The sequence below is a fragment of the Amycolatopsis sp. NPDC004079 genome, from assembly GCF_040610415.1.
GTDB classification, from domain to species: Bacteria; Actinomycetota; Actinomycetes; order Mycobacteriales; family Pseudonocardiaceae; genus Amycolatopsis; species Amycolatopsis halotolerans.
This window is the reverse complement of the sequence record NZ_JBEXMH010000009.1, coordinates 36,689-60,592: the sequence shown is the minus strand read 5'-3', so window position 1 is coordinate 60,592 and position 23,904 is coordinate 36,689. Positions and strand designations below refer to the sequence as shown.

Genomic DNA, 23,904 nt, shown 5'->3' with positions numbered 1-23,904 from the left:
GGCAACCTCAGCGCACCCCAAACGTCAAACAGCCAGTTCCGCCAACGATTCCCGCAACTTCCCGGCCACCTCGACCGGCCGCCGCGATTCGCGGTCCACGAACACGTGCACGAAATGCCCCTCCGCGACCAGGGTTTCCGAAGCCGTGTACATCCCGATCTCGTACCGCACACTCGACCGCCCGAGGTGTGCCACCCGCAGTCCGATCCGCAGCGTGTCCGGGAACGAAACCGAAGCGTGGTAAGCACAACGCGATTCCACGCACAGCCCGATCACCGGCCCGGATTCGATGTCGAGGCCGCCGCGTTCGATCAGCCAGGTGTTGATGACGGTGTCCATCAGCGAGTAGTGCACGACGTTGTTCACGTGCCCGTAGACGTCGTTGTCCTTCCACCGCAACGGAACCGTCTGCCAGTGCGGGTAGCTCACCACAGCCGCACCGAGTCGCGCAGAATCCCCGACAAGTCCTCTTCGGACGGTGTGCGCGGAGCGGTGGCCAGCAACCGTTGCTGCTTCAGCGTTCCCTCCACGAGAGAGTCCACATCGGACTCCGTGTACCCGACCGCACCGATTCCGGCGGGCAGGCCGATCTCGCGCATCAGCATGGTCAGCACGGCGGGCAGGTGATCGGCGAAGTCGCCGGACCATTCGAAATCCGGGGCCAGCAGCCTTGCGACGCGCTGGTGGCGTTCCGGGTTCGCGGCGAAGGTGAACCGGAACGCGGCGGGCGCGGTGAGCGAGACCGCCATGCCGTGCGGCACCATCGCTTCGTCGCCGGGATAGCCGTCGGGGTGGAAATCCCGGACCTGCCCGGCGATCGGGTACGCGTTGGCGTGCGGGATGTGCACGCCGGCGTTGCCGAAGCCGAGCCCGGCGAACGTCGCGGCCAGCGCCATCGCCTCGCGTGCGGCCAGATCTTCGCCGTTGCGCACCGCGGCGGGCAGCGCCCACGACAGCAGCTGCAGCGACTTCTCCGCGAACATGTCCGCCAGCGGATTCGACCCGCAGTACGGCACGCGCTCCTCCGGCCGCTTCCGGCCGAACTCGGTGTAGGGCTTGGCGGTGTAGCTCTCCGCGGCGTGGCACAGGATGTCCATCCCGCTCGCCGCGGTGACCCCGGCGGGCTGGCTGACCGTGAGCCGCGGGTCCACCACCGCCAGCGTCGGACGCAGCCGCAGATGGCTGATCCCGCTCTTCACCCGCAGCGACAGCACGTCCAGCACGCACACGGTGGTGCTTTCGGATCCGGTTCCGGTCGTCGTCGGCACCGCGACCAGCGGCTTCAGCGGCTTCGCTGGCGCGCGGCCGCCGCCGACCGGCGCGTTGACGTAGTCCATCAGTTCGCCGTCGTTGCTGGTCAGCAGGTTGGCGGCCTTCGCGGTGTCGATGCTGGAGCCGCCGCCGACCGCCACGAACGCGTCGTACGGGCCGGTGCCGCGGGCGAAGTCGACTGCCTTCTGCATGCTGACGTCAGTGGGTTCGACGTGTACGCCGTCGAACGTCTCGGCCGCGATCCCGTAGCCGCGGATGCCCTCGGCGATCCGCTCCGGCCATCCGGTCGCCGCGACAACTGGGTCGGTGACGACGAGCACTCTGCGCGCGCCGAACTGGGCAAGATCGTATCCGATCTCGTCGCTCGAGCCGGTTCCGTATTTGAGCGCCGGAGCCCCATAAGTGAAAACAGTCTCATGTTCGGCGGATGTCACGACGGCGTCCTCCCAACTGGTGGGCAGCGCGATCCGGCAATCGGCACAATCCCGCGGCGAGTTGTTCAAGATCACTTGACGCCGGTTCACGGTGCCGCCCTAAGCTCTCCTCATTAGATACCAAGTGGGAACCACCGTCGCGCAAACGGCCGTACGCGTCTTGAACGAGGCCCGGGTTCGCCGGGTGTACGCGGTCGTCGGCGAGTCGTTCCTGGAATTGCTCGACGCGCTCCGCCGCGAACGCGACGTCACGCTCGTTTCGGCCCGCCACGACTCGGGCGCCGCCTTCATGGCCGAGGCAGAGGGCAAGCTCACCGAACGCCCCGCCGTGCTGCTCTCCAGCCGCGGCCCGAGCGCCGCCGCGCTGGTCATGGGCGTGCAGACGGCGTACCAGGACGAGACGCCGATGGTGGTGCTGCTCGAAACCCCCGCGCTCGACCCGGTGCTCACCGGCGAGGTGCCCGCGTCCGATTCGACCGGGATGTTCGAAACGGTCGCCAAATGGGTCGTCCGCGCCGACGATCCCGACGACGTGCCGCACCTCCTCGCCGAAGGTCTCGCCCGCTGCCGCGAAGGACGGCCGGGTCCGGTCGTCATCGGCGTGCCCAGCGACGCGTGGGGGGTGCCGTACGACTCGGCCAAACCGGTGGCGAAGGTTCGCCCGCCCGTCACTGGAACGCTGGGCCGTTCGGCGGAAGCGGTAGCCGGTCTGGTGGACGAGGCGCGTTACCCGGTGGTCATCGTCGGCGGGCGCGCGCGGTCGGCGCGGGACGAGCTGATCGCGGTGGCGGACGAGCTGGCGCTCCCGGTGTACAACGCTTTCCGCCGCCAGGACGCGTTCCCGGAGAACCACGCGCGCTACGCCGGACACCTCGGTCTCGGCATCCCCGCGCGCCAGCTCGACGCGCTCGAACGGGCCGACCTCGTGCTCGCGCTCGGCACTCAGCTCGACGAAGTCACGACGCAGGGCTTCCGCTATCCGACTCCGCAGCAGACGCTTGTCCTTGTCGGCACTGGCATCGACGAACAACGCCGGCGCGGCCTGACGTTCCGGGTCGACACTGAGGTGGAGCCGTTCCTGAAGGAGCTGCGCGCGATCGCTTCGCCGCGTACGCGCAGAGCGTCGGCCGCGAACGCCGCCGTACACACCTTCATGACACCGCCGAACACAAGCAACAACACCCGCGTGCATCCGGTCGACGTCGTGCGCGCGCTGCGAAAGCTCGCGCCCGAGGACGCCATTGTCACAAGTGACGCTGGCAACTTCGCGCAGTTCATGCATCGCTACTGGTGCTTCACTGCTCCGCGCAGCCAGCTCGGTCCGAGCAACGCCGCGATGGGGTACGCGGTCCCTGCCGCGGTAGCGGCCAAGCTCGCCGAGCCGCGGCGCACTGTGGTCGCGATGGTCGGCGACGCGGGCACGCTCATGACAGGGCAAGAGATCGAGACCGCTGTGCGTTACCGCGCGCCGGTGATGGTGGTCGTGTTCCAGAACGGCTTGCACGGCCCTCTCGCGATGCATCAGGCGCGTACGCACGGACGGCTGTCCGGAGTGACCATCCCACTGACTGACTTCGCGTCGTGGGCGCGAGGGCTCGGTGCGGCCGGGTACACGGTGGACGATCGCGAGCGGCTCGAGCCGATCATCGCGAGTGCGCTCGTCCGGCAGCGGCCGTGCGTGATCGACGTGCGCACAGACCCGGATGTCGTTACTCCGGACGTGCGGCTCAGCACGCTTCTCGGAGCCCCGCGACCCTCGGGGACCTGAAATCTTCCTGAGAACACAGGGAAACGCCGGGAACGTGCGCTAGCTGCCGGGGGTTCGCTCAGGTAGCCTGACGGTGTTCCCGGGGTTCGGCATCCGGACCCGGTTCGCTCGGCTAGGTTCGGCCGGCGTTCGGTTGGGGAAATTCCCGGGTGGACACGCTCCCCGGCTCGGTTCGCGGCCATTCGGCCCGTTTCAGGGGTGGGGAACAACCGGTTTCGGCCGGATTTTGTCGGTGCCGGATGGCACCATCGCGGTCATCGCCTCGCTTGCCGCGAGGAAGGAACGAGGGGAGTTCGTCATGGCCGACGAAAAGGACGGGAAATCCCGTACCGCCGCGGCGACGGCTCGCGGCCGGGCCCGGTCCGCGCGGGCCGGTGCGCTGGTGTCCGTAGTGCGCGAGGAGCCGGAGCACGGCGCGGTCGCCGAGGTGCCCGAGCAGAACCGGTCCGGAGTGGTTCCGGTGCTGTTCAGCGCCAGTTCGGAGGCGCACGACGTAGCCGTGGTCGCGTCCGACCAGGGCGCTGAGTGGCGCTCGCCGTTCGGCGCGCCGCTTCGCCAAGCCAGCGGGGAGTGACCCGGTAGCGCGAACTGGGGTGAGTCGGCTTGTCCGGGCCCGCTCCGCTGTGCTTTACTTTGGTTGGTCTCGATTTTTGTGTTCGTGGTTAAGCACGCTCGCAAGACTCAGCGGGCGTGATCTTCCTCTTCGGGGAACACATCTCGCCCGTGTCTGGGCCCAGGACGTCGGTCGGCTTCCTGTTTTGGTTTTATGTATGGAGATTGTTTAGATGACTGAGGGCACCGTGAAGTGGTTCAACTCCGAGAAGGGGTTCGGCTTCATCACTCCCGACAACGGCGGCGGCGACGTCTTCGTGCACTACAGCGAGATCCAGGGCAACGGTTTCCGTACCCTCGAGGAGAACGCTCGCGTGTCGTTCGAGATCGGCCAGGGCCAGAAGGGCCCGCAGGCCACGTCGGTCAACCTGATCTGACCTGCGTCTGATCGCTAAGTCGCCACCACTCCCGGTTTCGGGGGTGGTGGCTTCTTTCGTTTCAGCGGCCGTCTCGCGACCAGGGTCGTCTCACGATGCGGATTGTGTTGCCCGCCAAGGCTTTCTGTGCCTGACCGACCATTGTGGATCACCCGATCGTGGCGTGCCCGGATGCTCGTAGGCTCGCGGACATGAGCGAAAACACTTATCTCGTCACCGGGATGTCCTGCGGCCACTGCGCGCAGTCGGTCACCGAAGAACTCACCGAGGTGCCCGGGGTCGAGAACGTGACTGTCGACGTCGAAACCGGGCACGTGACGGTCCGCAGCGCCGAAGCCCTCGACGAGACCGCCGTCCGCGCCGCCGTCGAGGAAGCCGGGTACACCTACGAAGGGCTTGCTTCTCTCGTTTGAACGATGGGTAGCCACGCGGGAACCCAGGGTAGGCTCTGGCCGGCGTGGAGGCACGGCGCGATGCAACGTCCGTGCAACCCTTTCCTCCGCGCGGCCGGACGTGTGTGCTGGCCCCCTGGCGGCAGCAGACTTGGGGGTGCCCGATGGGGGCAGTCGTTGCGGGGATAGTGGCGAACCCTGCTTCCGGACAGGACATCCGAAGACTCGTCACGCAGGCGTCGGCCGTCCCGGTCGAGGAGAAGGCCAATCTGGTGCGCCGGCTGCTGTCGGCATTCGCGGTGACCGGCGTCGAACGCGTGCTGCTCTCGACTGATCTCGGCGGCATCTCCGCCGCCGTCCTGCGCGACCTCGGCCGCGATCCGCTGCCCGCGGTCGAGTTCTGCGACGAGGACACGCTCACCGGCACCGCGCAGGACACCGTCAACGCGGTGCGCCGGATGGTCGACGCCGGGGCCGGCGTGATCGTGTGCCTCGGCGGCGACGGCACCGCCCGCGTCGCCGCGAAGGCCTGCGGCGACGTGCCGCTGCTCGCACTGCCGACCGGCACCAACAACGCGTTTCCGCAGGCCGGCGAGGCCACGGTGGCCGGGCTCGCCGCCGGGATGGTCGCGAGCGGCCAGGTCGACGCGGACCTCGTGACCCAGCGGGTCAGCATGCTCGAGGTCGTCACGAAGAACCGCCGCGAGATCGCGTTGGTGGACGTCGCGGTCTCGATGAACAAACACGTCGGCGCGAAGGCGCTCTGGGATCCCACCGCGCTCACTGAGTTGTATTGCACCTTCGCCGAGCCGGACGGCATTGGCCTGTCGAGCATTGCCGGACAGCTGTGTCCGAGTTCTCGTTCCAGCGCGGATGGCGTGGCGCTACAGCTTGGTCCGGTCGAGAGTTCCGCGTACGTGGTGCACGCCGCGATCGCGCCCGGCGTGGTGCGTCCAGTCGGCGTACGCGGCTGGGGAGTGTTGCGTCCCGGCGTACGCGTGGACCTTGCCGCAGGTGGCGGCGTTATCGCGGTAGACGGAGAACGCGAGCTGGAGCTGAAGAACGGCGAAGGCGCGTACGTAGAACTGCGCGCCGACGGCCCGTGGTGCGTCGACGTACGCGCGGCAATGGCCGAAGCCGCAACCCAGGGGTTGCTGCGCAGTACCGCTACAAGCGGAACCGGCGAGAAAGGCCGAAGCCACGGTCGCTGCGCTGGCTGAGATCACGTGCAGGTGACACCTTCCGGGTGTCGTTCGCTGCGACTTGCCCGACCGGCTACCTTCTGCGAGTGGCACACGGGGAGGATCGGGGATGAGCAGCACTGCGACGCGGCCGGAAACGACTGCCGAGCCCCCACCAGAGGAATTTCGGGGCCGCAGCGGAATCGCCGGGCTGCTTGACCTGCCCGGCCAGGCGGTGCGCGCGGTCGTCAGATCGTCGACCACCACGCCCGGCAAGCTGTCGCTGATCGCGGTCGCGCTGGTGCTGCTGTCGCTGGTGGCCGGGCTCGTCGGCGTGTTGTCCGTGAAAGACAAGGACAACACGATCAACGGCCTGATCGACCACCGCGAACCGCTCGCGGCGGCCGCGCAGCAGGTGTTCCGCTCGCTGTCGGACGCGGACGCGACCGCGGCCAGTGCCTTCCTTTCCGTCGGCACCGAACCGCCCGCGCTGCGAAAGCGGTACGAGCAGGACATCGCCGAAGCGGGATCCGCGCTCGCGCGCGCGGCGTCGGACACCGCTGACGTCCGCAACGCCGCCGACCAGGTGGACATCCTGAACCAGAAGGTCCCGGTCTACGCCGGGATCGTCGAGACCGCGCGGGCGAACAACCGGCAGGGTTTCCCGTCCGGCGCTTCGTATCTGCGCGAGGCTTCGCAGTTGATGCGCTCGACGATCCTTCCCGCCGCGGACGCGCTCTACAAGGCGCACACCCAGAAGCTTTCCGACGAGCAGGACAGCAGCAGCGACGTGCCGTGGGCAGCGGTCGCGCTGGTCCTCGCCGCGCTCGCGGCGCTCGTGGCCGCGCAGATCTACTTGACCCGCCGGACAAACCGGGTGCTGAACATCGGTCTTCTCGTGGCCACCGGCTGCTTGGTGCTGTCGCTGCTGTGGGGCGCGGTCGCGCTCGTCGTGCAGGGCAGTCTCGTCGCGACCGGGCGCACCGACGGCACGTCGCAGGTCGACATCCTGGTGCGGGCCCGGATCTACGCGCTGCAGGCACGCGCGGACGAAACCCTCACGCTGGTCGCGCGCGGCGACGGCGGTGCGTACGAGCAGCAGTTCATCAAGCTGGCCGAGAATCTCGTCGGCGCCGACGGCAAGGGCGGGCTGCTCGGCCAGGCGCGCGATCTCGCGTCCGGCACCTCGGGAGAGAAGAAGATCGAAGCGGCGGAGCAGGCCGCGCGCGAATGGTCGCTGGCCCACCTTCAGGTGCGCCGCCTCGACGACGGCGGGCAGTACCAGGAGGCGGTGGACTTCGCGACGAGCGTGAGCCCGAACAGCGCCGCCGCCGCGTTCGCCCGGCTCGACACGAACCTTCAGGCCGCGATCGACGTCTGCCGTCAGGAATTCCTCGACAGCACCAGATCCGGCGACAACGCGCTCACCGCGCTCGCGGCGGGCGTCGGCGTGCTGGCGGTGCTCGCCGCCGGCGGCGCGACAGTCGGCGTGCGAGAGAGATTGAGGGAGTACAGGTGATCCGGTCGCGGCACTTCGTCCGGACTGCCGTCCTCGCGGTGGTCGCGGTTCTCGCCGCCGCCTGCGGGACGGCGGACCAGCCGATGGAGGCCGCGCCGGTCACCGACGCGGCCTGGCCGACCCCGGCCGGCGTCGGCGGCCCCGACGCCACGGCCGGCGGCGACTCCGACACCAGCTGCAACCCGCTCGCCAGCCTCGCGCCGAATGGTCTGGACACGTCTGGACCGAGCCTGCAGAAGATCAAAGAGCGCGGAAAGCTCATCGCGGGCGTCGACCAGACGACCTATCTCTTCGGCTTCCGGAATCCGAAGACCGGCAAGCTCGAAGGCTTCGACATCGACCTGGTCAACGAGATCGCCAAGGCGATTTTCGGTTCCGACGGGCACGTGCAGTACCGGGCGATCACGTCGTCGCAGCGCGAGACGGTGCTCAAGGACCACCAGGTCGACGTGGTGGTCCGGACCTACAGCGTCACCTGCGCCCGCCGGAAGCAGGTGCAGTTCTCGTCGGTGTACTACGTGGCCGGGCAGAAGATCCTGGTGCCGAAGTCATCGAACGCGCAGTCGCTGAGCGACCTCGCCGGGAAACGCGTGTGCGCGGCGGCGAAGTCGACCTCGCTCGCGAAGATCGCCACCGACCCGGCCAAACCGGTCGCGGTGTCGGTGCCGAACTGGTCGGATTGCCTGGTGATGCTGCAGCAGGGCCAGGTCGACGCGGTGTCCACGGACGACACGATCCTGGCGGGCATGGCCGCGCAGGACCCGACGGTGAAGGTCGCGGGCGATCCGATGACCCAGGAGAATTACGGCGTCGGGATCCCGAAGGACGAGGAGGACCTGGTCCGCTTCGTGAACGCGGTGCTGGACAAGATCCGCGGCGACGGCACCTGGGCGAGCAGTTACCAGAACTGGGTCGGCGCGCGGCTGGGGCCGGCGAACCCGCCGTCCCCGCAATACGGCTGACCGGCCGGTCTTGCGGCGCGGGCGCCGCGCAAGTTGTACTTTTTGAGCGGCAGGTTTGCCGCGGGGAGCTCGGGAGGTAGTTGTGTCGGAGGAGGCGCGCCGTCCTCGGCACGCAGCACCGGAGGGGGACGGCGACCAGGCGAAAGCCGCGGACCAGCCGTCCGGGCGGGGCGAGGCGGCCGACGCTTCGTGGACTCCGCCGCCGCCGGTGCGCTGGGACACCCCGGAACCGTCGGTGTCCGGGCGGCTCAACCCGCAGCCGGATCCCGACGCCGAGACGTTGATCAACGCTCCGGTGCAGCGTCCCCAGGGCGCTCAGGGCGGCCAAGCCGGTCAGCAGGGGCAGCGGGGGCCGTCCGGTCCCGGGGCTCAGCAGGGGCAGGCCCAGCAGCAAGGACAGCCCGGTCAACCGGGTCAGGCAGGACAGCCCGCGCAGCCGGGGCAGTCGGCTCAGCCGGGTCAGCCGCCGTGGACGCAAGGCCGTCCGGCTCCGCGCGGCGGCCAGCCGATGCCGCCGCAGGGCCGTCCGCCTGCGCAAGGCCAGCAGTATCCGGCCGCCGCGCCAGGCCAGCCCGCGCCGCCGTCGCAGGGGCAGCCGTATCCGCCGCAGTCGCGCACCGGACAGCGACCGGTCCCGCCGAACCGCCCGCAGCAGCCCCAGGGCGCGCAGGGAAACCGTCCGTCGAGGCAGCCGGAGAACCGCGCCACCGGCCCGAACTCCGGCCCGATCCCGATGGGCGCCGCGGCCCAGGGCCAGCGTCCGGTCGAGGGAGGGGAAGCCCCCACGCGTCCGCCGGGCGACCTCGCGCCGGTGATCCTGCCGCAGTCGAACCAGCCGGTCGCTCCGGTCGACCCGGCCGCGCCGATGCCGACCAGCGTGCTGGCCAGCCCGACGCCGCACACCCAGAGCATCATGCCGCCGGCGCCGCGGGTGGCCCCCGCCGACGGCGGCCCGCTGCCCGACCACGGCACGGACAGCGTCCTGCCCTCCGGCGGCAGCGAAGGCCACGGCACCGGCACCCACGGTTCGCAGGGCTCGCAAGGCACCGGAACCGGAACCGGCTCGTTCCCGGGCACCTCGCGGCGCACCGGCTCGCGCGGCACCCGCCGGTCCCGGCGCGGACGGCTCGGCGCGGGTCTCATCGACGTGCCGCCGGTGCCCTACCGCGATCCGTCGACGGCGGTGCTGGCGAACCCGGTGGTGGCCGAGGACAAGCGGTTCTGCGGCAACTGCAGCGCGAAGGTCGGCCGCGGCAAGGACGGCCAGCCGGGCGAGCCCGAGGGCACCTGCGAGAAGTGCGGCACGTCGTTCTCGTTCATCGCGAAGCTGAAGGCGCACGAGGTCGTCGGCGGCCAGTACGAGGTGCTCGGCGCGCTCGCCTACGGCGGTCTCGGCTGGATTTACCTGGCCAAGGACCACAACGTGTCCGACCGCTGGGTCGTGCTGAAGGGCCTCATCGACACCGGCGACTCCACCGCGATGGCCGCCGCGGCGAACGAGCAGCGGTTCCTCGCCGAGGTCGAGCACCCGAACATCGTCAAGATCCACAACTTCGTGCAGCATCCGGACGCGCAGACCGGCAACTCCGTCGGCTACATCGTCATGGAGTACGTCGGCGGCCAGTCGCTGCGCGAGCTCGCGCTGCAGCACCACCGCGAGAGCAACCGGCCGGAGCCGCTGCCGATCGGCCAGGTCATCGCGTACGGCCTGGAAATCCTGCCCGCGCTCGGCTACCTGCACGGCCAGGGCCTGCTGTACTGCGACCTCAAGCCGGACAACGTCATCCAGACCCGCGAGCAGCTCAAGCTGATCGACCTCGGCGCGGTGCGGCGGCTCGACGACTACGAGAGCCCGCTGTTCTTCACCACCGGCTACAGCGCGCCCGAGCTGGCGTCGCACGGCGCTTCAGTGTCTTCGGACCTGTATACGGTCGGCCGGACGTTGGCTGTGCTGAGCTTCGAGTTCGCCGGTTACACGCGGGAGTTCAAGAACACGCTGCCCGGGCCCGACGCGGTGCCGTTGTTCGCGCTTTTCGGTTCGTACTACCGGTTCCTCAAGCGCGCTACGCATGCCGATCCGGATCGGCGGTTCATCGCCGCCGACGACATGGCTGATCAGCTGACCGGGGTTCTGCGCGAGATCATGGCGCTGGGGACTGGTCAGCCGCGGCCGGCCGCGTCGACGGTGTTCGGGCCGGAGAGCCGGACTTTCGGCGTTCATCTGGTGGTGCCCGAGCAGGGTGAGCGGGTGCCGTTGCCGGATGCCGCCGAGGTTGTTGCCGGTCTGCCGATTCCGCAGGTGGACACGGACGACCCGGCCGCCGGTGTGCTTGCCACGACTACCGCGCTTGATCCGCACGAGGCGATCGAGGCTCTTGCCACCGCGCCGCGTGAGTCGATTGAGGTGCGGTTGCGGATCGTCCGGGCTCGGATCGAGCTGGGCGAGTTCGTGGAGGCGCAGCGGCAACTGCAGGCCGCGCAGTATTTGGCGATCCGGCACGGGTTCCCGCATGACTGGCGGATTGACTGGTACCGCGGGCTGATCGAGCTGGCCGGTGGTCGGCCGCGGGTCGCGCACGTGGCGTTCGACGCGGTTTACGACGATCTGCCCGGCGAGATCGCGCCGAAGCTGGCGTTGGCGGTCAGTGCTGAGGGCGTTGGGGATTACTTCGGTGCCGCCCGGTTCTATGAGCTGGTCTGGCGGACTGACCGGACGTATGTGAGTGCCGCGTTCGGTCTGGCGCGGGTTTATCTGGCGCAGGGAGCGCGGGAGAGTGCGGTCGAGGTGCTGGAAGGGGTTCCGGCTACTTCCACGCACTACGTGGACGCGCAGGTCGCCGCGATCAAGATCAAGACTCGCGCACAAGGCGTTGGTACTGGCGAACACCCGACTGTCACCGAGGGCGACTTGGTCGATGCTTCAGGCCGGTTGCAGCGGCTCAACCTCGACGCCGAACGGCACACGCGGCTCAGCGCGGAGGTTCTGGAAGCGGCCTACGACTGGCTGAAGGTGCCCAACCAGACGAAGCCGGTTACTGCGGCGAAGGTGCTGGGGTGTGAGCTGGAGGAGCGTGACGTCCGATTCGGACTGGAGCGCTGCTACCGGTCGCTTGCCCGGCTCACCGACAACACGACCGACCGGATCGCGCTGGTGGACCGCGCCAACGCCATCCGCCCCCGCACCCTGACCTGACCGTCCGTGAAGGGCTCCTTGAGGGACTTAGATTCCCTCAAGGGGCCCTTCACGGACCTCAGGGGTTGATGTCCCACTCGCGCTTGTTGCGGCGGTGCTGCTCGGCGAGCTTCTCCAACGCCTGCGGGTCGCCGTGCGTGCTGAAGTGCTCGAAGCCCACCGCGATGAACACCGCCCGGGCATTCACCGCCACGGGCCCGTCGGCGGCGTCCAGGTGCCCGTCCGCGCTCACGTAGATCTTCCGGCCGGCGATCCCGTCCAGCCGGGCCTCGATGTACAACGTGGACCCGACCGGCACCGGACGACGGAAGTCCGTCTCGAGCTTGCCCGTCACCGCGGGCCGGTGCAGCAGGTTCCCGACCGTCGAGCCGAGCGCCTCGTCGAAGGCGCACGCCAGCAACCCGCCGTGAGCCAGGCCCGGGGCGCCCTGATGCGCGGACGTCACGGTGAACTTCGAGTGCACCGTGTATCCCTCGCCGATGGCTGAGCGCAGGTGCAGGCCATCGTCTACCTCGTCGCCGCAGCCGAAGCATTCGGCGAAGTGGGCGCCCAGTTCAGTGCCGGGCGCGGGGGCTTTCGGGTGGATCTCCGGCGGCTCCACCGGCACGGGCGGCCACGGGCCGGAAACAGGACTCATGGGACGACGTTAACCCGGCGGAAGGACCCGTCGGCACCCGCCCTGACCGGCGCGGGCCCATTTCCTGAGCGCAGGGTAGTCGGAAAATTCCGCACGGTAGAAATTTCGCGACTCACCCTGCCAGCTTGGTTCAACGGGTCAAGACTGGGGAAATGTGCTCCAACGGATGTACCGGGACGTGTGCAGGAGGAGGTCACCGCCGGGATGAGTGAGCCAAAAGCGGGGAAACCCGAGGTTGATCAGAGAACAGTCAAACGCGCGGTGATCGCGTCCGCGATGGGTAATGCGACCGAGTGGTACGACTACGGCGTATTCACCTCGGGCGCGATCGCGACGAGCATCGGAACACTGTTCTTCCCCGGCGAGGGCAACGCGGTGCTGAAATCGCTTGCCCTGCTGGCCGTCGGCTTCATCGTACGGCCGTTCGGCGGAGCGTTCTTCGGGCCGTTGGGGGACAAGCTCGGCAGGCAGAAGGTTCTCGCCCTCACCATTTTGCTGATGTCCGGCTGCACCTTCCTGGTCGGCGTGCTGCCGACGTATTCGGGCGGTTACAGCATGGGCATCGCGGCGCCGATCGCGATCTTGTTGCTGCGGCTCATCCAGGGCTTCTCGACCGGCGGCGAGTACGGCGGCGCGGCGACGTTCATCGCGGAATACGCGCCGACGAAACGGCGCGGTTTCTTCGGCTCCTTCCTGGAGATGGGCACGCTGGCCGGCTACGTGCTGGGCAACGCGACCGTGCTGATCACGTCGCTGTCCCTGTCGACCGAGCAGTTCGACTCGTGGGGCTGGCGGATTCCGTTCTTCATCGCGCTTCCGATCGGTGCGATCGGTCTCTACCTGCGGTCGAAGCTCGAGGACACGCCGGAGTTCCGCAGGCTCGAGGCGGCGGGCGAAAAGTCGGAGAAGGCTCCGCTCAAGGAGACCATCCAGCGCAACTGGCGGATGATCCTGAACCTGATCGGGATCGTGCTGCTGGTCAACATCGCGGACTACATGCTGCTGACCACGATGCCGTCCTACTTCACCGACACGCTGAAGATCGGTTCCACGGAATCGAGCCTGATCATCATCGGCGTGGAAATGGTGCAGTTCGCCTTGCTGATCCCGCTGGGCGCGCTGTCCGACCGGATCGGCCGGAAACCCTTGATGCTCACCGCGGCGATCGGGTTCATCGTGCTGAGCTGGCCCAGCATCAAGCTGATGCAGTCCGGCAGTCTCCTGTGGCTGATCATCGGCTTCCTGGTCGTGGCGATCCTGCTGGCGCTGCTGCTCGCGGTGATCGGCTCGACGTTCCCGGCGATGTTCCCGACGCGCGTGCGCTACGGCTCGTTCGCCATCGGGTACAACATCTCGACGTCGCTGTTCGGCGGCACCTGCGGCGTGATCGTCACCGCGTTGATCGACGGCACCGGCAACGCGGACTGGCCGGCGTATTACTTGATCATCGCCGCGCTGATCGCGCTGGTGCCGATCATCAAGATCCCGGAGACCTCCCAGGTGCCGATCGAGCAGATCGACACCTCGGACACCGGCGGCAAGCTGGCCGGTGCCAGCAAGTGAGTAGCTGAGACCATGCGAAAACCGCCCTCCGTCCATTAAGGACGGAGGGCGGTTTTCGTTGCGAAGTCAGCTGTTCTGCGTCGCCTCGATCACCTGCGGGGCGAAGCGCTTACGGGCCCAAGCTGCCAGGCCACCGGCGACCACGACGGCAACAACGGTTTCGATCATCAGTGCAACGAGCACCATGGTGCTTCCTCCTCAGGTTCTCGGGCCGGCCAATCCTGTGCCGGCTGAGCGACTGGTTCGACGGCCGCTCCGGCCGCCACTGAGAACATCGCCCCGAAAGCCCGGGATATTTCGTCGAAAACCCACTTGATCTGGTGACGTCCGCCACTCTTGCCACGAAAGCGTTTCAGCCGGAGGTCGGGCTGGGTAACGCCGCGGTTCCCGCAGGTGAACGCAGGGATGCGGGAGCTCGTTCGCTCGTGGTCGGATGCGCCCGCGGCGGTTGCGCGGGCCGCGAGGTTCCCGCCCGCTGACCGGGTTCCGTCGGCGGTTGCCTGTCCGGCGAGCCCGGGCTCACCTCCGGACCGGGCGCCGGATACGACGGGGTCTTCATCGGCCCGGCCGGGCTGGACGGGGCGGGCGAGACGGTCGCGAGTCCCGGTCCGGCGGGCATGACCGGCGGCTGCTCGGTCCCGCGGCTGCCCACCGCGAGACCGGCCACCACGATCACCGCGACCGTCGCGGCGGAGCTTCCCGCGACCGCCCAGCGCTTGCGCTTCCGGCGGATAGCGGCACCGCGCACGATCACGTCGGCGGCGTCGACCCGCATCGGCGGGCCGTCCGGCGCCTGCGCGAACAAGGCGCGCACAGCTTCAGTGTTTTCGGCATCTTCGGAGACCATCTCGTTCACCTCCTTCCCGGGACGGGCAAAGCCTCGAAATGCGGGCCCAGCCGGGTCCGCAAGGTGGCCAGACCGCGCGCGGCCTGGCTTTTCACCGTGCCAGTCCGGCAGCCGAGCGCCGCGGCGGTCTCCTCGACGGACAGGTCCTCGAAGTACCGCAGCACCAGCACCGCGCGCTGGCGCGGGGCCAACGCGGCGAGTGCCTGCTGGATCAGCTGGTCGTGCTCAGTCTCGGCGGCAGGAGCCGGGACGTCGGGTGGTGCGTCGGTGAGCCGCTCCCGTTTCCAGCGGCTGCGGCGGTTTTCCGCGAGGAAAGTGCGCAGCACGATCTTGCGCGCGTAAGCGTCGAGCGCGTCGTGCCGGGCCAGCCGCGGCCAGGCGAGGTACAGCTTGAGCAGCGCCGCCTGTGCGAGATCTTCGGCCCGGTGCCAGTCCCCGCACAGCAGGTAGGCAGTGGACCGCAGGCTGTGCGCGCGCTCGCCGAAGTACCGGGCGAACTCGCCGTCCCACGGCGAGCTCGGCCCGGACGCCGGACTGGAGCGGGAGGGCACCGGGTGATCAGCCCCAGACCGAGGGCAGGTGCAGGTCGCCGGTCGGGCCCGCGGGCACGGCGGTCGGAACGCGCTTGCCCGTCTTGGGCGCGGTGCCCGGAGCGGCGACCCGCGGCGCACCCGGGGCCGGAGCGGCGGTGGTCTGGCGGTCCGTGGGTGCCGGGGCGGGCGCGGCGGTGGGCCGCTCGGCCGGGGCGGTCTTCGTCGGGGCCGGCTGCGCCGACGGCGGGGCGTCCGCGGCGAAAGCGACCGCGCCGCCGGTCAGCGCGCCTCCGGCGAGCAGCAGCGAACCGATGGCGAGAGCGAAGCGAACACGCACGAGTTTCCTCCTGGTTCCACGAGCGCCGGGTGGCGCTTGTCTGCTCTAGTCATGCGGCCGGCGCTCGCCGGGGTTGCATCGGGTTTTTCTTTTTCCCGCCGGACAGGCGAACGGCCGGGAGCGTTCGAGCTCTCCCGGCCGTCCGGTGGTGCTTGTTCGGTTCTCGGTTACGCGGACAGCGCCGACAGCTTGGTCCACGACGCCCAGTCGTAGGTCCAGTCGTTGTAGTCGCCGTCCTTCGCGCCCAGCTGCTGGGTGCTGCCGGAGATCTCCACCGGGTCGCCGGGAAGGACGCTGTCGTAGTAGATCTTCGCGTTCGCCGGCGACAGGTTGAGGCAGCCGTGCGAGATGTTCTTCTTGCCCTGCGCCCAGATCGACCCGGCGAGACCGTGGATGAACTCGCCGTTGTTGGAGATCCGGACCGCCCACGGCACGTTCACGTCGGTGTAGCCGTAGCGCGGGTTGCTCATCGAGTACGTCGCGTGCTTCGACATCACCACATGCGTGCCGCTGTGCGTGACGCGGCCCGGGTCGGAGTCGAGGCCGTAGCTCACCGGGAAGTCCATGACCTGCTGGCCGTCGCGGACGACCTGCATGGTGTGTTCCTGGGTGTTGCCCTTGACGATCTGCGAACGGCCGATGTTGAAGCTCGCCGAGACGTCCTGCTTGCCGTAGACGCCGTCGCCCATCGAAACGCCGTAGATGTTGGCCGAGACGACGACCTTCGTGTTCGGCTTGAAGTACTCCTTCGGCCGCCAGTGCACCGAAGTGTCGCCTTCGAGCCAGGCCCACGACCCCTCGGTCTTCGGCGTGGTTTCCACCGACAGCGCGCGCTCGACGGAGGCCTTGTCCTTGACCGGGCTCGGGAACGTGAGCGCGATCGGCATCGCGATGCCGTAGGTCTGCCCGTCGCCGACGTTCAAGCTGCCCTGCATCTGGCGGCGCGGTTTGACCGTGGTGAACGAGCCGTTGATCTGGACCTGCTTGCCGTCCTCGCCGGTGGCCTGGCCGGACCAGGTGTAGGTCTTGCCGTAGCCGAGGTCTTCGGTGCTGCTCCAGCTCTTCTTGTCCGGAGACGGTTGCCCCTGCACCTGTTTGCCGTCGGCGTTCGTGAGCGTGACAGCCCCGATGGTGCCGTTGGCGACGGTCACCTTCGCCGGTGCGCCTGGTGCCACGTCCCCTGCCCCAGAAGCGGGCGTAAGCGCCACGGCCGCCGCTTTCACCGGCGTGGTCGGCGCCTCGGTAGGCCCGCCGCCCGCGGTCCCGCCCGCGTTCACGCTCGACCCGCCGCCGCTGCACGCCCCGAGCGTGAGCGCGGCGACCAAGCCCAGCACCGCGACGCCGGCCCGGCGGCGTGCGAAGTGTCGGATTGTCACACCGATCCCCAATCTCCCCTTGGTACCCCGAACACCCAGACGTCCCGAGATGCCTTCACGTTCACCGGAAAAGGGGTGACCAGCATCACACTGCACCGAGTGACCATTACGGAGGCGGCTCGACCGACCGCGCACTGTGCATCACCGAACTGCGCTGGGTGTACTGGATCAGAGTAGCCGCGGGGTCCGACAGCGGTGCGTAGGCGGCGATACGACGTTCCGGTGATGCGCGCACGATGGAACCGATCCTTGCGATCAACGGGGTTCAGATTTGGTGAGATCCCGGTAGGCTGCTGACCAGGCCGTCGTTTTGCGTGTTCGTGGCTTCACACTCGCGGAACTTCTGACGCGAGCCGTGGGGCCGAAAAGCTCTTCGCTCGTCTCGTTGGAACCGCCCGGGACGGCCTGGGTGCCGCTTCGGTGGCATTCGAAGCGGATCTGTTACGAGGAGTACAGCGGTGGCGCAAGGCACTGTGAAGTGGTTCAACGCGGAGAAGGGCTTCGGCTTCATCGCGCAGGACGGCGGCGAAGGCGACGTTTTCGTGCACTACTCGGAGATCGAGGGACGCGGCTTCCGCACCCTCGAGGAGAACCAGCGAGTGGAGTTCGAGGTCGGCCAGGGGCAGAAGGGCCCGCAGGCCCAGAAGGTCCGCGCGATCTGAGTCAGGCCCGCGCGTTTTCTCAGGCCTGAAAGAAGGGCCCCGACGGGATTTCCCGTCGGGGCCCTTTTTCATTGCGAGTTCCGTTGTGGGGAATGTTTGGGGCGACGGTTATCGCGGTTGATCCTGGGTTGTTGATGGGGCGGCGGTTCGGTGGTCGCGGGTTGGGGTCTTGGGTTGAGCGCCGGTCGGGGTGGCTCGTGGGGTGCGCCACAGGTTGATCGGATTCGGGCAGTCGGCGGGCTGCCGGGGTTCGGGGGAGTGCGGCTGGGGTCGGTTCGGCTGGGGTCTGGGGAGCACGGCCGAGGCCTGGTTCGGCGGGGTTGGTGCGGGCGGATGTCGGCGGGGCCGGGCACGGATGGGCGACGCCGGATCGGTTGGTTGCCCCGACTGTGAGTGGGTGCGGCCGAGTTGACTCGATCGGGTGGCCGTGGGGCGGTGAAGGCCGGAGGCTTGGGCTGATTGCCGGGTTTGGCGGCTTGGTCGAGGGGCCTGTGGTCGGTCGTCTGAGCCGGAGTCGGCTGCGTGAGTCGGCTGCCGGAGTTTGCGGGTGGAGTTGGTTCGCCGGAGTCGGCTGCCCGAGTTGGCTGCGTGAGTCGGCGGCCGGGCACCGGGCGTCAGGGTTGGTCGCAGGCGTTGGCGGCCGGTGCCGGGATAGGCGGCGCGAATCGGCTGGCCAAGTCGGCTGCACGAACTGGCGGTCGGGGTTGCTTGCGTGAGTTGGCTGCCGGAGTTTGCGGGTGGAGGTGGTTCGCCGGATTCGGCTGCCCGAGTTGGCTGTGTGAGTCGGCTGCCCGAGTTGAGGCAAGGGAGCCAGCTGCCCCGAGCTGGAGGCCGGAGCGGGCTGCCGGGGCCTCGCCGTTGGCGGTGATCGCGGGTCTCGCCATGGAGCGATCTGATACGCGCCTTGCCCAGTGCGCCGCCGTCATGCCCAGCCCCGCCGCCGCGATGCCCTGCCACACCGCTGCCAGGCCGGGTGCCCGCACGTCACGTCTCCGTCGCGCCGCGCTGCCGGACTGCCGTTGCGCCACGCCGTCGGGTCGCGCCGCTGCCCGGCGCCCCTCGCTGTGGGCCTGCTCGCGAGCCGTGCCCCAGCCCGCGGCGAACTATCAGCCAGGACGTCCGTTTCGCGCCACAGCCAAGACATCCCCAGGCGAATCCGGGAAGCGTCCCACTCACCGGGACCCCGGCCGCTCGGCGACCCCGGAAAAGGGAAAACCCCCGGCCGTCGGGGGAAGCCGGGGGTTTTCGTTCAGGGGGCGGGGATCAGCGTCCGACGAGGGGCTGTTCGAAGGTCTCCGCCGGGAAGTGGAACTCGTCGGTCATGGCGTCGGAGTGGCGGCGCTCCTGGGCGGAGGCGGCCTGGCCCTCCCACGAGAGGCGCTCCAGGATCCATTCCTGCGCCAGGGCCTGCGGGGTCAGGTTCCTGGCGACGGCGATGTCCTTGAGCTGCTGGCTGGCGATGAGGTTCATGCGCAGCTGGTAGACCTGCGCGTCGCCGAAGCGGCTGCCGGTTCCGGTGCTCTCCGGGTCGGAGTCCGGGGCGAGCGCGGCGAGGTAGCTGGTGAGCTCCTTGTCCTCGACGACTTCGTCGCCGGCGACCTTGGCGGCATTGCGGTGCCGCCCGCTCGAGACGGCTTTGAGATTCGTGCGGCTGCTGAGGCGGCCGAGGGAGGGAAGAGGCACGCGGTCACGATAACGGTTGGGTCTCGGCAAAGAAACCACTGTGAGCCACGACACACGCATTTCCGTGCTCGGCCAGCCCAATTTGATCACCTGTTCAGCCCAGTCGGTAAACGCATTTCGCGACTGTCTGTTGATCAGGGGTACGGAGAGTAGATCCGCAGGTCAGCACCGGTGTGCAGAAATGGAGAGACCCCCGCGCCAGGGGGAGGAACGCGGGGGTCGGAGGGGATCTCCACAGGCGCTGACCGGGGGTGTGTCAGCAACACCGATTGTTGCACGAGTTCCGGGGATCGGCGAGGGGAAGCCGGGAGAAATCGTTCTGCGCGATCTTGGAATGCTTTACCAGGGAAGCTTCGGAGAGTGTTCGCAGGTTCACTCTCCGGGGGGCTGCCGGTGCCGCTCGTCGCTGGTTAGCCTCGCGGCCAGTTGTTGCGAACCGCATGGAGGGGCCATGAGCGGATCAATCGAAGTTCGTCAGTTCCTCCTTCGGTACGAAGGTGCCGACGGGGGAAGCACGTCACTGTCCGGCGGCGTGCCGGCGCAGCGCGGGCCATCGGAAGGGCAACGGGTCTCCGACGACCAGGTCCGCCGAGCCCGGCTCGCTGTCGCGGCCGGCGCGCTGGACGTGGAGGACTGCGTGCAATTGCTGGAGATGCTCGGGCTGAGTCCGGGTGACGACGGTCAGGCGCCCGTGCAGCGCTGACCCGGCCGTCGGTGTGCGGGCGGGCTGGTCGTGTTCGCCGGTCTTGGCGCGAACTCGTGTCTCGATGGCCGGGAAGCGCGGCTTGATCTCGGCCTGCGGGCCGGCGTCCGGCGTAGAGTGGCGTGGCGCACACCGATCGTCCGGAGCGGGTTCGGACGGGCCGATCGGCGTCGCACGGTGCGGTCAGGGCGTCGGCGTGGACGTTGTCGCAGGTCGGAGGCTCGCTGACCGCTTAAGGAACCCCCGGTGCAAACCCCTTGGAACGTGCCCTATGCTTGTAATCGCTCCCAGGGGAACACCTGAGAGCGCGGCCGGTCGGTACACCGAAACCGACCGGGCTCCCATCGTTCAGTGGCCTAGGACTCCGCCCTTTCAAGGCGGCAACGCGGGTTCGAATCCCGTTGGGAGTACGCAGTACCAGTAAGGCCCTGTGGCGCAGTTGGTTAGCGCGTCGCCCTGTCACGGCGAAGGTCGCGGGTTCGAGTCCCGTCAGGGTCGCAAGATCGTTCGGCTCCTAGCCGGCGTTCCCGGCCAGGTAGCTCAGTTGGTACGAGCGTCCGCCTGAAAAGCGGAAGGTCGCCGGTTCGACCCCGGCCCTGGCCACACCGTTACCTGCGAAAGAAGCCCTCATCCACCCGGATGGGGGCTGTTTCGTTTTTCCGGCCGTCTTGGCTGTGGTTCCGCGGGGCCGTCCAGGAGAGCCGCTGCCGCGCGACGCTTCCTTGCTGCCGTCGGGGAGTCCGGACCGCCCGCAGTGCGGGGCTCAAGCTTGATGGCTGTGATGTCGTGCCGTCGAGGCGGTATTCACTGAGTGGCTGCCGCGCCGACCATGGTTCCGCTTCCGCCGACTTGCCCGGATTTGCCATTCGGAAGCAGTCTTGCCAAACCTCCGGATCGCTACTTAGCCTCAATAACATCTCAGAGGTCTGGACCACTTGGAGGTCGAGAATGCCGGGAGATGTGGGGCGTCGCAGTTTTCTTGCCGGGTCGGCGGCGGTGGGGGTCGGGGCAGTGGGGGCGATGACTCCGTTGGGAGCTGAGGCCGTGGCCGTCGAGGCGCAGGCCGGGGTGGCGGTTTACGCGAACAACGTCGGTTACGCGCCCGGTGCGCCCAAGCGGGCGGTGCTCGCGGCCGGGTCGCCGCGGGCGATTCCGAGGTTTACCGTCGTCGACGTCGCCACCGGGAAGGTCGTCTTCACCGGGAGCCCGCGGCCGGCGGCTCAGGTTCCGGGGTGGGACGACCGGCATTACTGGACCGTGGACTTTTCCGCGCTGAAGACCGAAGGCGAGTACGTCCTGCTCGCCGCGGACGGGCGGTCGCAGCCGTTCCGCATCGATCAGCTGGTGCTTGAGCGCTACACGCTCTCCCACGTCGTGCACTACTTCAAGGGCACCCGGAGCTCGGACCGGTTCGATCGCCAGGACCGCGCAGCGCCGATCGGCTCCAAGGGCACGCAGGTCATGGACGCGCACGGCGGCTGGTACGACGCGACCGGCGACTTCGGCAAGCACTTCACGCAGCTCTCGGACCGCAGCTACTTCAACACTCTGCAGATCCCGCTCACCGCCTGGGTACTGGCCAAGGCGTACCAGCGGCTCACTGCGCGCGGCGACACCAACTTCACCCAATTGCGAACCTGGCTCGCCGACGAAGCGCTGTTCGGCGCGGACTATCTGCGTCGGGTGAAGCTCGCGGACGGCACGTTCGTCACGTCGGTCATCCAGCCTGGGCCGCCGAAAGACCCGAAGCTGCGGTTCGTCCTGGCGAACGACGACGGCGAGCCCGTTCAGGTGAACTACCGCGAAGGCGGCGGGGTCGCGATCGCGGCGCTGGCCGCGGCGACCACGCTGGACGCGTCGGGCGACTACTCCCACGAGGAGTATCTGGCGACAGCGGAAGCGGCGTTCGACTTCCTGGAGCACCACAACGTCGAAATGACCAATGACGGCAAGGAAAACATCCAGGACGACTACGGCGCGTTACTGGCGGCGGTCGAGTTGTATCAGGTGACCAAGAAGCCAGTATACCGCGAGGCGGCGGACCGGCGGGCGCATAATCTGTTGCAGCGCTTGGTTTCCTGGAAGTCCTACCGGGACTACTGGCGCGCGGACGACGGCGACCGGCCGTACTTCCATCCCTCGGACGCTGGGCTGCCGGTGCTCAGCCTGCTCGCGTACGCCGAGATCGCCGACGCGCCAACGGTTTCCGAGGTGCTGAAGGTGGTGCGGCGGTCGCTGGAGTTCGAGCTCGCGGTGACTTCCGAGGTGCCTAACCCATTTGGGTATGCGCGGAATCTTGTGCAAGATGGAGAGGGTAAGAGGTACAGCTCATTTTTCTTCCCGCACAACGTCACGCCGCGCGTGAAAGACCAGTGGTGGCAGGGTGAGAACGCGCGGATCGCTTCGCTGGCGACCGCGGCTCGGCTTGCCGCGCAACGGTTTTCGGGCGAGTTCGCGGGCCGGTTGCGGTCGTATGCGGCGGACCAGCTGAACTGGATCTGCGGCAGCAACCCGTACGGCGTGTGCATGCTCGACGGCAGCGGCCGCGACAACCCGCAGTACAGCTGGCTCGGGTCGTGGCAGTTCCTGCCGACGGCGGGCGGGATTGTCAACGGCATCACCGGCTTGAACGAGGACGGCAGCGGAATAGCGTGGGACCGCGGCTACGTGGTCACCGGAAAGGACGACGACTGGCGGTGGGATGAACAGTGGTTGCCGCACTCGACTTGGTACTTGTACGCGGTCGCGGTGGGGGACTGAGGTGTTGGGCGATCGCCAGCGTTCGCGATTGCTGGATCAGCGAGCCGCGGTACTAGCCGTGCCCGGCACGGGTCGCACTGTGCCGAGCGCAGTGTGGGCCTGATCGATCGCGAGCCTCGGAACGTGGTCGTGCCCGGCACGATCTGAACCGTGCCGGGCACGCCAGGTACCTCAGCTCGAAGCTAGCGCAAACGCTAGATCAACGGCCCGCGGAACTTGGCCGTCCCCGGTACCAGTTCCACAGTCCCGAGCCCACCATGAGCACTCGCGTACGCCAGCTCACGCGAAAGGTCGCCGACGCCGTTCGTCCCCGGCTGGGGTGCCAGGTTCAGCGTGCTCAGCACCCCGAGTGCGTTCCCGGTCCGGTCGAGGAATCCGCTACCCGAATCACCGGGGATACCAGGGGTCACCGTCAGTACTGTGTGGCTCCAGCCGCCGCCGGTGTCACCCAGACTGGTGCCCTGCTTGGGGGACAGTTGGGTGATTCCGCCGCGGAGTTCGGAGTTGCCGTAGCTCAGCACCGTGCCGAGTTGCTTTGTGCCGGTGGTGTTCACGCCGGTCGGGCCGCCCCAGAACGGGAGGCTGGGGTTCACCTTCGACACGTCCGCCGGGTCGACCTTCACCAGCGCGAGATCGTTGTACTGGCAGGTGTTCGCGTCCGCTTCGTGGCGGGACTGCATGGTCAGCCACGAGTTGTAGACGAGCGTCCCCGGCTTGCTCGCCCCGGTGATCGAGACGGGAGTGCCGATCGGGAGCGAACCGGCGGAGCAGCCGTTCGTTTCGGTCGAGCCGCCGGTGCCGGAGCAGTGCGCGGCTTGTCCGAGGAAGACGTCCGTTCCGTTGCTGTACACGAAGTTCGAGGTGCATTGCGCCCCGTTGGTGTGCGTCTGCACCCCGGGGTGCACGGCGGCGGTGTCCGCCGGGGCCCAGGTCGGGGCCGCGGCCCACGCGGTCGCGGGCAGCAACGCGGCGGCGGTCGCCAGGGCCGTCACCGCACTGGCCCGGGCCAGTGGTCGAGGGGTCTTCATCGGGCTCCCTTCGAGAAGGCCAGCACTCACTCGGACGTGTGCTACTGACTGGTAGGCATCGCGGG

21 protein-coding genes and 3 tRNA genes are annotated in these 23,904 nt (G+C 68.5%); 15 read left to right on the top strand and 9 right to left on the bottom strand.

Annotated features, from left to right (window positions below; genetic code table 11):
* Positions 1–24: 24 nt before the first annotated feature.
* Both ABZX37_RS12415 and ABZX37_RS12410 read right to left on the bottom strand, forming a co-directional pair.
* Positions 25–432 carry a thioesterase family protein gene (locus ABZX37_RS12415; protein ID WP_354738783.1) on the bottom strand — a complete coding sequence of 136 codons (408 nt, stop codon included), beginning with the start codon at positions 430–432 and terminating at the stop codon, positions 25–27.
* On the bottom strand, positions 426–1,706 hold the full coding sequence (locus ABZX37_RS12410) for a hydroxyacid-oxoacid transhydrogenase (protein ID WP_354738781.1): 1,281 nt from the start codon (positions 1,704–1,706) through the stop codon (positions 426–428). Before ABZX37_RS12410 ends, ABZX37_RS12415 begins: the two co-directional genes overlap by 7 nt.
* 124 nt (positions 1,707–1,830) lie before the next feature.
* Here ABZX37_RS12410 and ABZX37_RS12405 point away from each other — a divergent pair, with 124 nt between their 5' ends.
* The 8 genes from ABZX37_RS12405 (at position 1,831) to ABZX37_RS12370 (ending at position 11,710) form a co-directional block, all read left to right on the top strand.
* The gene (locus tag ABZX37_RS12405; protein ID WP_354738779.1) at positions 1,831–3,474 is read left to right on the top strand and encodes a thiamine pyrophosphate-dependent enzyme; all 1,644 of its coding nucleotides are present in this window, start codon (positions 1,831–1,833) and stop codon (positions 3,472–3,474) included.
* Positions 3,475–3,772: 298 nt separating this feature from the next.
* Entirely contained in the window at positions 3,773–4,048 is a 276-nt protein-coding gene (locus ABZX37_RS12400) for a hypothetical protein (protein WP_354738777.1), read from the top strand.
* A gap of 211 nt (positions 4,049–4,259) precedes the next feature.
* Positions 4,260–4,463: a cold-shock protein gene (locus ABZX37_RS12395; RefSeq protein WP_116199576.1), complete on the top strand. Its 204-nt coding sequence runs from the start codon at positions 4,260–4,262 to the stop codon at positions 4,461–4,463.
* A 191-nt stretch (positions 4,464–4,654) separates the two neighbouring features.
* On the top strand, positions 4,655–4,876 hold the full coding sequence (locus ABZX37_RS12390; protein ID WP_009071751.1) for a heavy-metal-associated domain-containing protein: 222 nt from the start codon (positions 4,655–4,657) through the stop codon (positions 4,874–4,876).
* 143 nt (positions 4,877–5,019) lie between these two features.
* The gene (locus ABZX37_RS12385) at positions 5,020–6,075 is read left to right on the top strand and encodes an NAD(+)/NADH kinase (RefSeq protein ID WP_344287959.1); all 1,056 of its coding nucleotides are present in this window, start codon (positions 5,020–5,022) and stop codon (positions 6,073–6,075) included.
* Between the two features lie 91 nt (positions 6,076–6,166).
* Positions 6,167–7,555, top strand: a complete 1,389-nt coding sequence (locus ABZX37_RS12380; protein WP_354738774.1) for a hypothetical protein — start codon at positions 6,167–6,169, stop codon at positions 7,553–7,555.
* The gene (locus tag ABZX37_RS12375) at positions 7,552–8,517 is read left to right on the top strand and encodes a glutamate ABC transporter substrate-binding protein (protein ID WP_354738772.1); all 966 of its coding nucleotides are present in this window, start codon (positions 7,552–7,554) and stop codon (positions 8,515–8,517) included. Before ABZX37_RS12380 ends, ABZX37_RS12375 begins: the two co-directional genes overlap by 4 nt.
* 733 nt (positions 8,518–9,250) lie before the next feature.
* Complete coding sequence (locus tag ABZX37_RS12370; RefSeq protein ID WP_354739042.1) at positions 9,251–11,710, top strand: tetratricopeptide repeat protein; 2,460 nt, start codon at positions 9,251–9,253, stop codon at positions 11,708–11,710.
* Between the two features lie 58 nt (positions 11,711–11,768).
* Here ABZX37_RS12370 and ABZX37_RS12365 read toward each other — a convergent pair whose 3' ends face one another.
* Positions 11,769–12,347 carry a PaaI family thioesterase gene (locus ABZX37_RS12365; protein ID WP_354738770.1) on the bottom strand — a complete coding sequence of 193 codons (579 nt, stop codon included), beginning with the start codon at positions 12,345–12,347 and terminating at the stop codon, positions 11,769–11,771.
* A gap of 204 nt (positions 12,348–12,551) precedes the next feature.
* Between ABZX37_RS12365 and ABZX37_RS12360 the strand changes: the two genes are divergently transcribed.
* The gene (locus ABZX37_RS12360) at positions 12,552–13,910 is read left to right on the top strand and encodes an MFS transporter (protein WP_354738768.1); all 1,359 of its coding nucleotides are present in this window, start codon (positions 12,552–12,554) and stop codon (positions 13,908–13,910) included.
* 352 nt (positions 13,911–14,262) lie between these two features.
* On the opposite strand, the gene ABZX37_RS12355 is transcribed toward ABZX37_RS12360, so the two are convergent.
* The 4 genes from ABZX37_RS12355 to ABZX37_RS12340 form a co-directional block, all read right to left on the bottom strand.
* Entirely contained in the window at positions 14,263–14,757 is a 495-nt protein-coding gene (locus tag ABZX37_RS12355) for a hypothetical protein (RefSeq protein WP_354738764.1), read from the bottom strand.
* Positions 14,758–14,762: 5 nt separating this feature from the next.
* The gene (locus ABZX37_RS12350) at positions 14,763–15,308 is read right to left on the bottom strand and encodes a SigE family RNA polymerase sigma factor (RefSeq protein ID WP_344287969.1); all 546 of its coding nucleotides are present in this window, start codon (positions 15,306–15,308) and stop codon (positions 14,763–14,765) included.
* Positions 15,309–15,315: 7 nt separating this feature from the next.
* Positions 15,316–15,627, bottom strand: a complete 312-nt coding sequence (locus ABZX37_RS12345; protein WP_354738762.1) for a hypothetical protein — start codon at positions 15,625–15,627, stop codon at positions 15,316–15,318.
* 167 nt (positions 15,628–15,794) lie between these two features.
* Positions 15,795–17,003: an Ig-like domain-containing protein gene (locus ABZX37_RS12340; RefSeq protein ID WP_354738760.1), complete on the bottom strand. Its 1,209-nt coding sequence runs from the start codon at positions 17,001–17,003 to the stop codon at positions 15,795–15,797.
* Between the two features lie 458 nt (positions 17,004–17,461).
* Between ABZX37_RS12340 and ABZX37_RS12335 the strand changes: the two genes are divergently transcribed.
* A complete protein-coding gene (locus ABZX37_RS12335; protein ID WP_003097368.1) occupies positions 17,462–17,665 on the top strand; it encodes a cold-shock protein in 204 nt (67 codons plus the stop codon).
* Positions 17,666–18,928: 1,263 nt separating this feature from the next.
* Here ABZX37_RS12335 and ABZX37_RS12330 read toward each other — a convergent pair.
* Positions 18,929–19,348: a hypothetical protein gene (locus ABZX37_RS12330; RefSeq protein ID WP_354738757.1), complete on the bottom strand. Its 420-nt coding sequence runs from the start codon at positions 19,346–19,348 to the stop codon at positions 18,929–18,931.
* Between the two features lie 451 nt (positions 19,349–19,799).
* Between ABZX37_RS12330 and ABZX37_RS12325 the strand changes: the two genes are divergently transcribed.
* The 5 genes from ABZX37_RS12325 (at position 19,800) to ABZX37_RS12305 (ending at position 22,811) form a co-directional block, all read left to right on the top strand.
* Complete coding sequence (locus tag ABZX37_RS12325; protein WP_354738755.1) at positions 19,800–20,051, top strand: hypothetical protein; 252 nt, start codon at positions 19,800–19,802, stop codon at positions 20,049–20,051.
* Between the two features lie 337 nt (positions 20,052–20,388).
* Positions 20,389–20,461, top strand: a tRNA-Glu gene (locus ABZX37_RS12320).
* Between the two features lie 14 nt (positions 20,462–20,475).
* A tRNA-Asp gene (locus ABZX37_RS12315) sits at positions 20,476–20,549 on the top strand.
* Positions 20,550–20,580: 31 nt separating this feature from the next.
* Positions 20,581–20,654, top strand: a tRNA-Phe gene (locus ABZX37_RS12310).
* A 417-nt stretch (positions 20,655–21,071) separates the two neighbouring features.
* Positions 21,072–22,811: a glycoside hydrolase family 9 protein gene (locus tag ABZX37_RS12305; protein ID WP_354738752.1), complete on the top strand. Its 1,740-nt coding sequence runs from the start codon at positions 21,072–21,074 to the stop codon at positions 22,809–22,811.
* A gap of 194 nt (positions 22,812–23,005) precedes the next feature.
* On the opposite strand, the gene ABZX37_RS12300 is transcribed toward ABZX37_RS12305, so the two are convergent.
* Positions 23,006–23,839 carry a serine protease gene (locus tag ABZX37_RS12300; RefSeq protein WP_354738750.1) on the bottom strand — a complete coding sequence of 278 codons (834 nt, stop codon included), beginning with the start codon at positions 23,837–23,839 and terminating at the stop codon, positions 23,006–23,008.
* Between the last annotated feature and the right edge of the window lie 65 nt (positions 23,840–23,904).

What these genes read in the sequence shown, in the direction of transcription:
- ABZX37_RS12325 (WP_354738755.1), top strand. Translation starts at nt 19,800, where the DNA reads ATGAGCGGATCAATCGAAGTTCGTCAGTTCCTCCTTCGGTACGAAGGT.
- ABZX37_RS12390 (WP_009071751.1), top strand. Translation starts at nt 4,655, where the DNA reads ATGAGCGAAAACACTTATCTCGTCACCGGGATGTCCTGCGGCCACTGC.
- ABZX37_RS12370 (WP_354739042.1), top strand. Translation starts at nt 9,251, where the DNA reads ATGGGCGCCGCGGCCCAGGGCCAGCGTCCGGTCGAGGGAGGGGAAGCC.
- ABZX37_RS12360 (WP_354738768.1), top strand. Translation starts at nt 12,552, where the DNA reads ATGAGTGAGCCAAAAGCGGGGAAACCCGAGGTTGATCAGAGAACAGTC.
- ABZX37_RS12305 (WP_354738752.1), top strand. Translation starts at nt 21,072, where the DNA reads ATGACTCCGTTGGGAGCTGAGGCCGTGGCCGTCGAGGCGCAGGCCGGG.
- ABZX37_RS12400 (WP_354738777.1), top strand. Translation starts at nt 3,773, where the DNA reads ATGGCCGACGAAAAGGACGGGAAATCCCGTACCGCCGCGGCGACGGCT.
- ABZX37_RS12300 (WP_354738750.1), bottom strand. Translation starts at nt 23,839, where the DNA reads ATGAAGACCCCTCGACCACTGGCCCGGGCCAGTGCGGTGACGGCCCTG.
- ABZX37_RS12380 (WP_354738774.1), top strand. Translation starts at nt 6,167, where the DNA reads ATGAGCAGCACTGCGACGCGGCCGGAAACGACTGCCGAGCCCCCACCA.
- ABZX37_RS12365 (WP_354738770.1), bottom strand. Translation starts at nt 12,347, where the DNA reads ATGAGTCCTGTTTCCGGCCCGTGGCCGCCCGTGCCGGTGGAGCCGCCG.
- ABZX37_RS12355 (WP_354738764.1), bottom strand. Translation starts at nt 14,757, where the DNA reads ATGGTCTCCGAAGATGCCGAAAACACTGAAGCTGTGCGCGCCTTGTTC.
- ABZX37_RS12395 (WP_116199576.1), top strand. Translation starts at nt 4,260, where the DNA reads ATGACTGAGGGCACCGTGAAGTGGTTCAACTCCGAGAAGGGGTTCGGC.
- ABZX37_RS12385 (WP_344287959.1), top strand. Translation starts at nt 5,020, where the DNA reads ATGGGGGCAGTCGTTGCGGGGATAGTGGCGAACCCTGCTTCCGGACAG.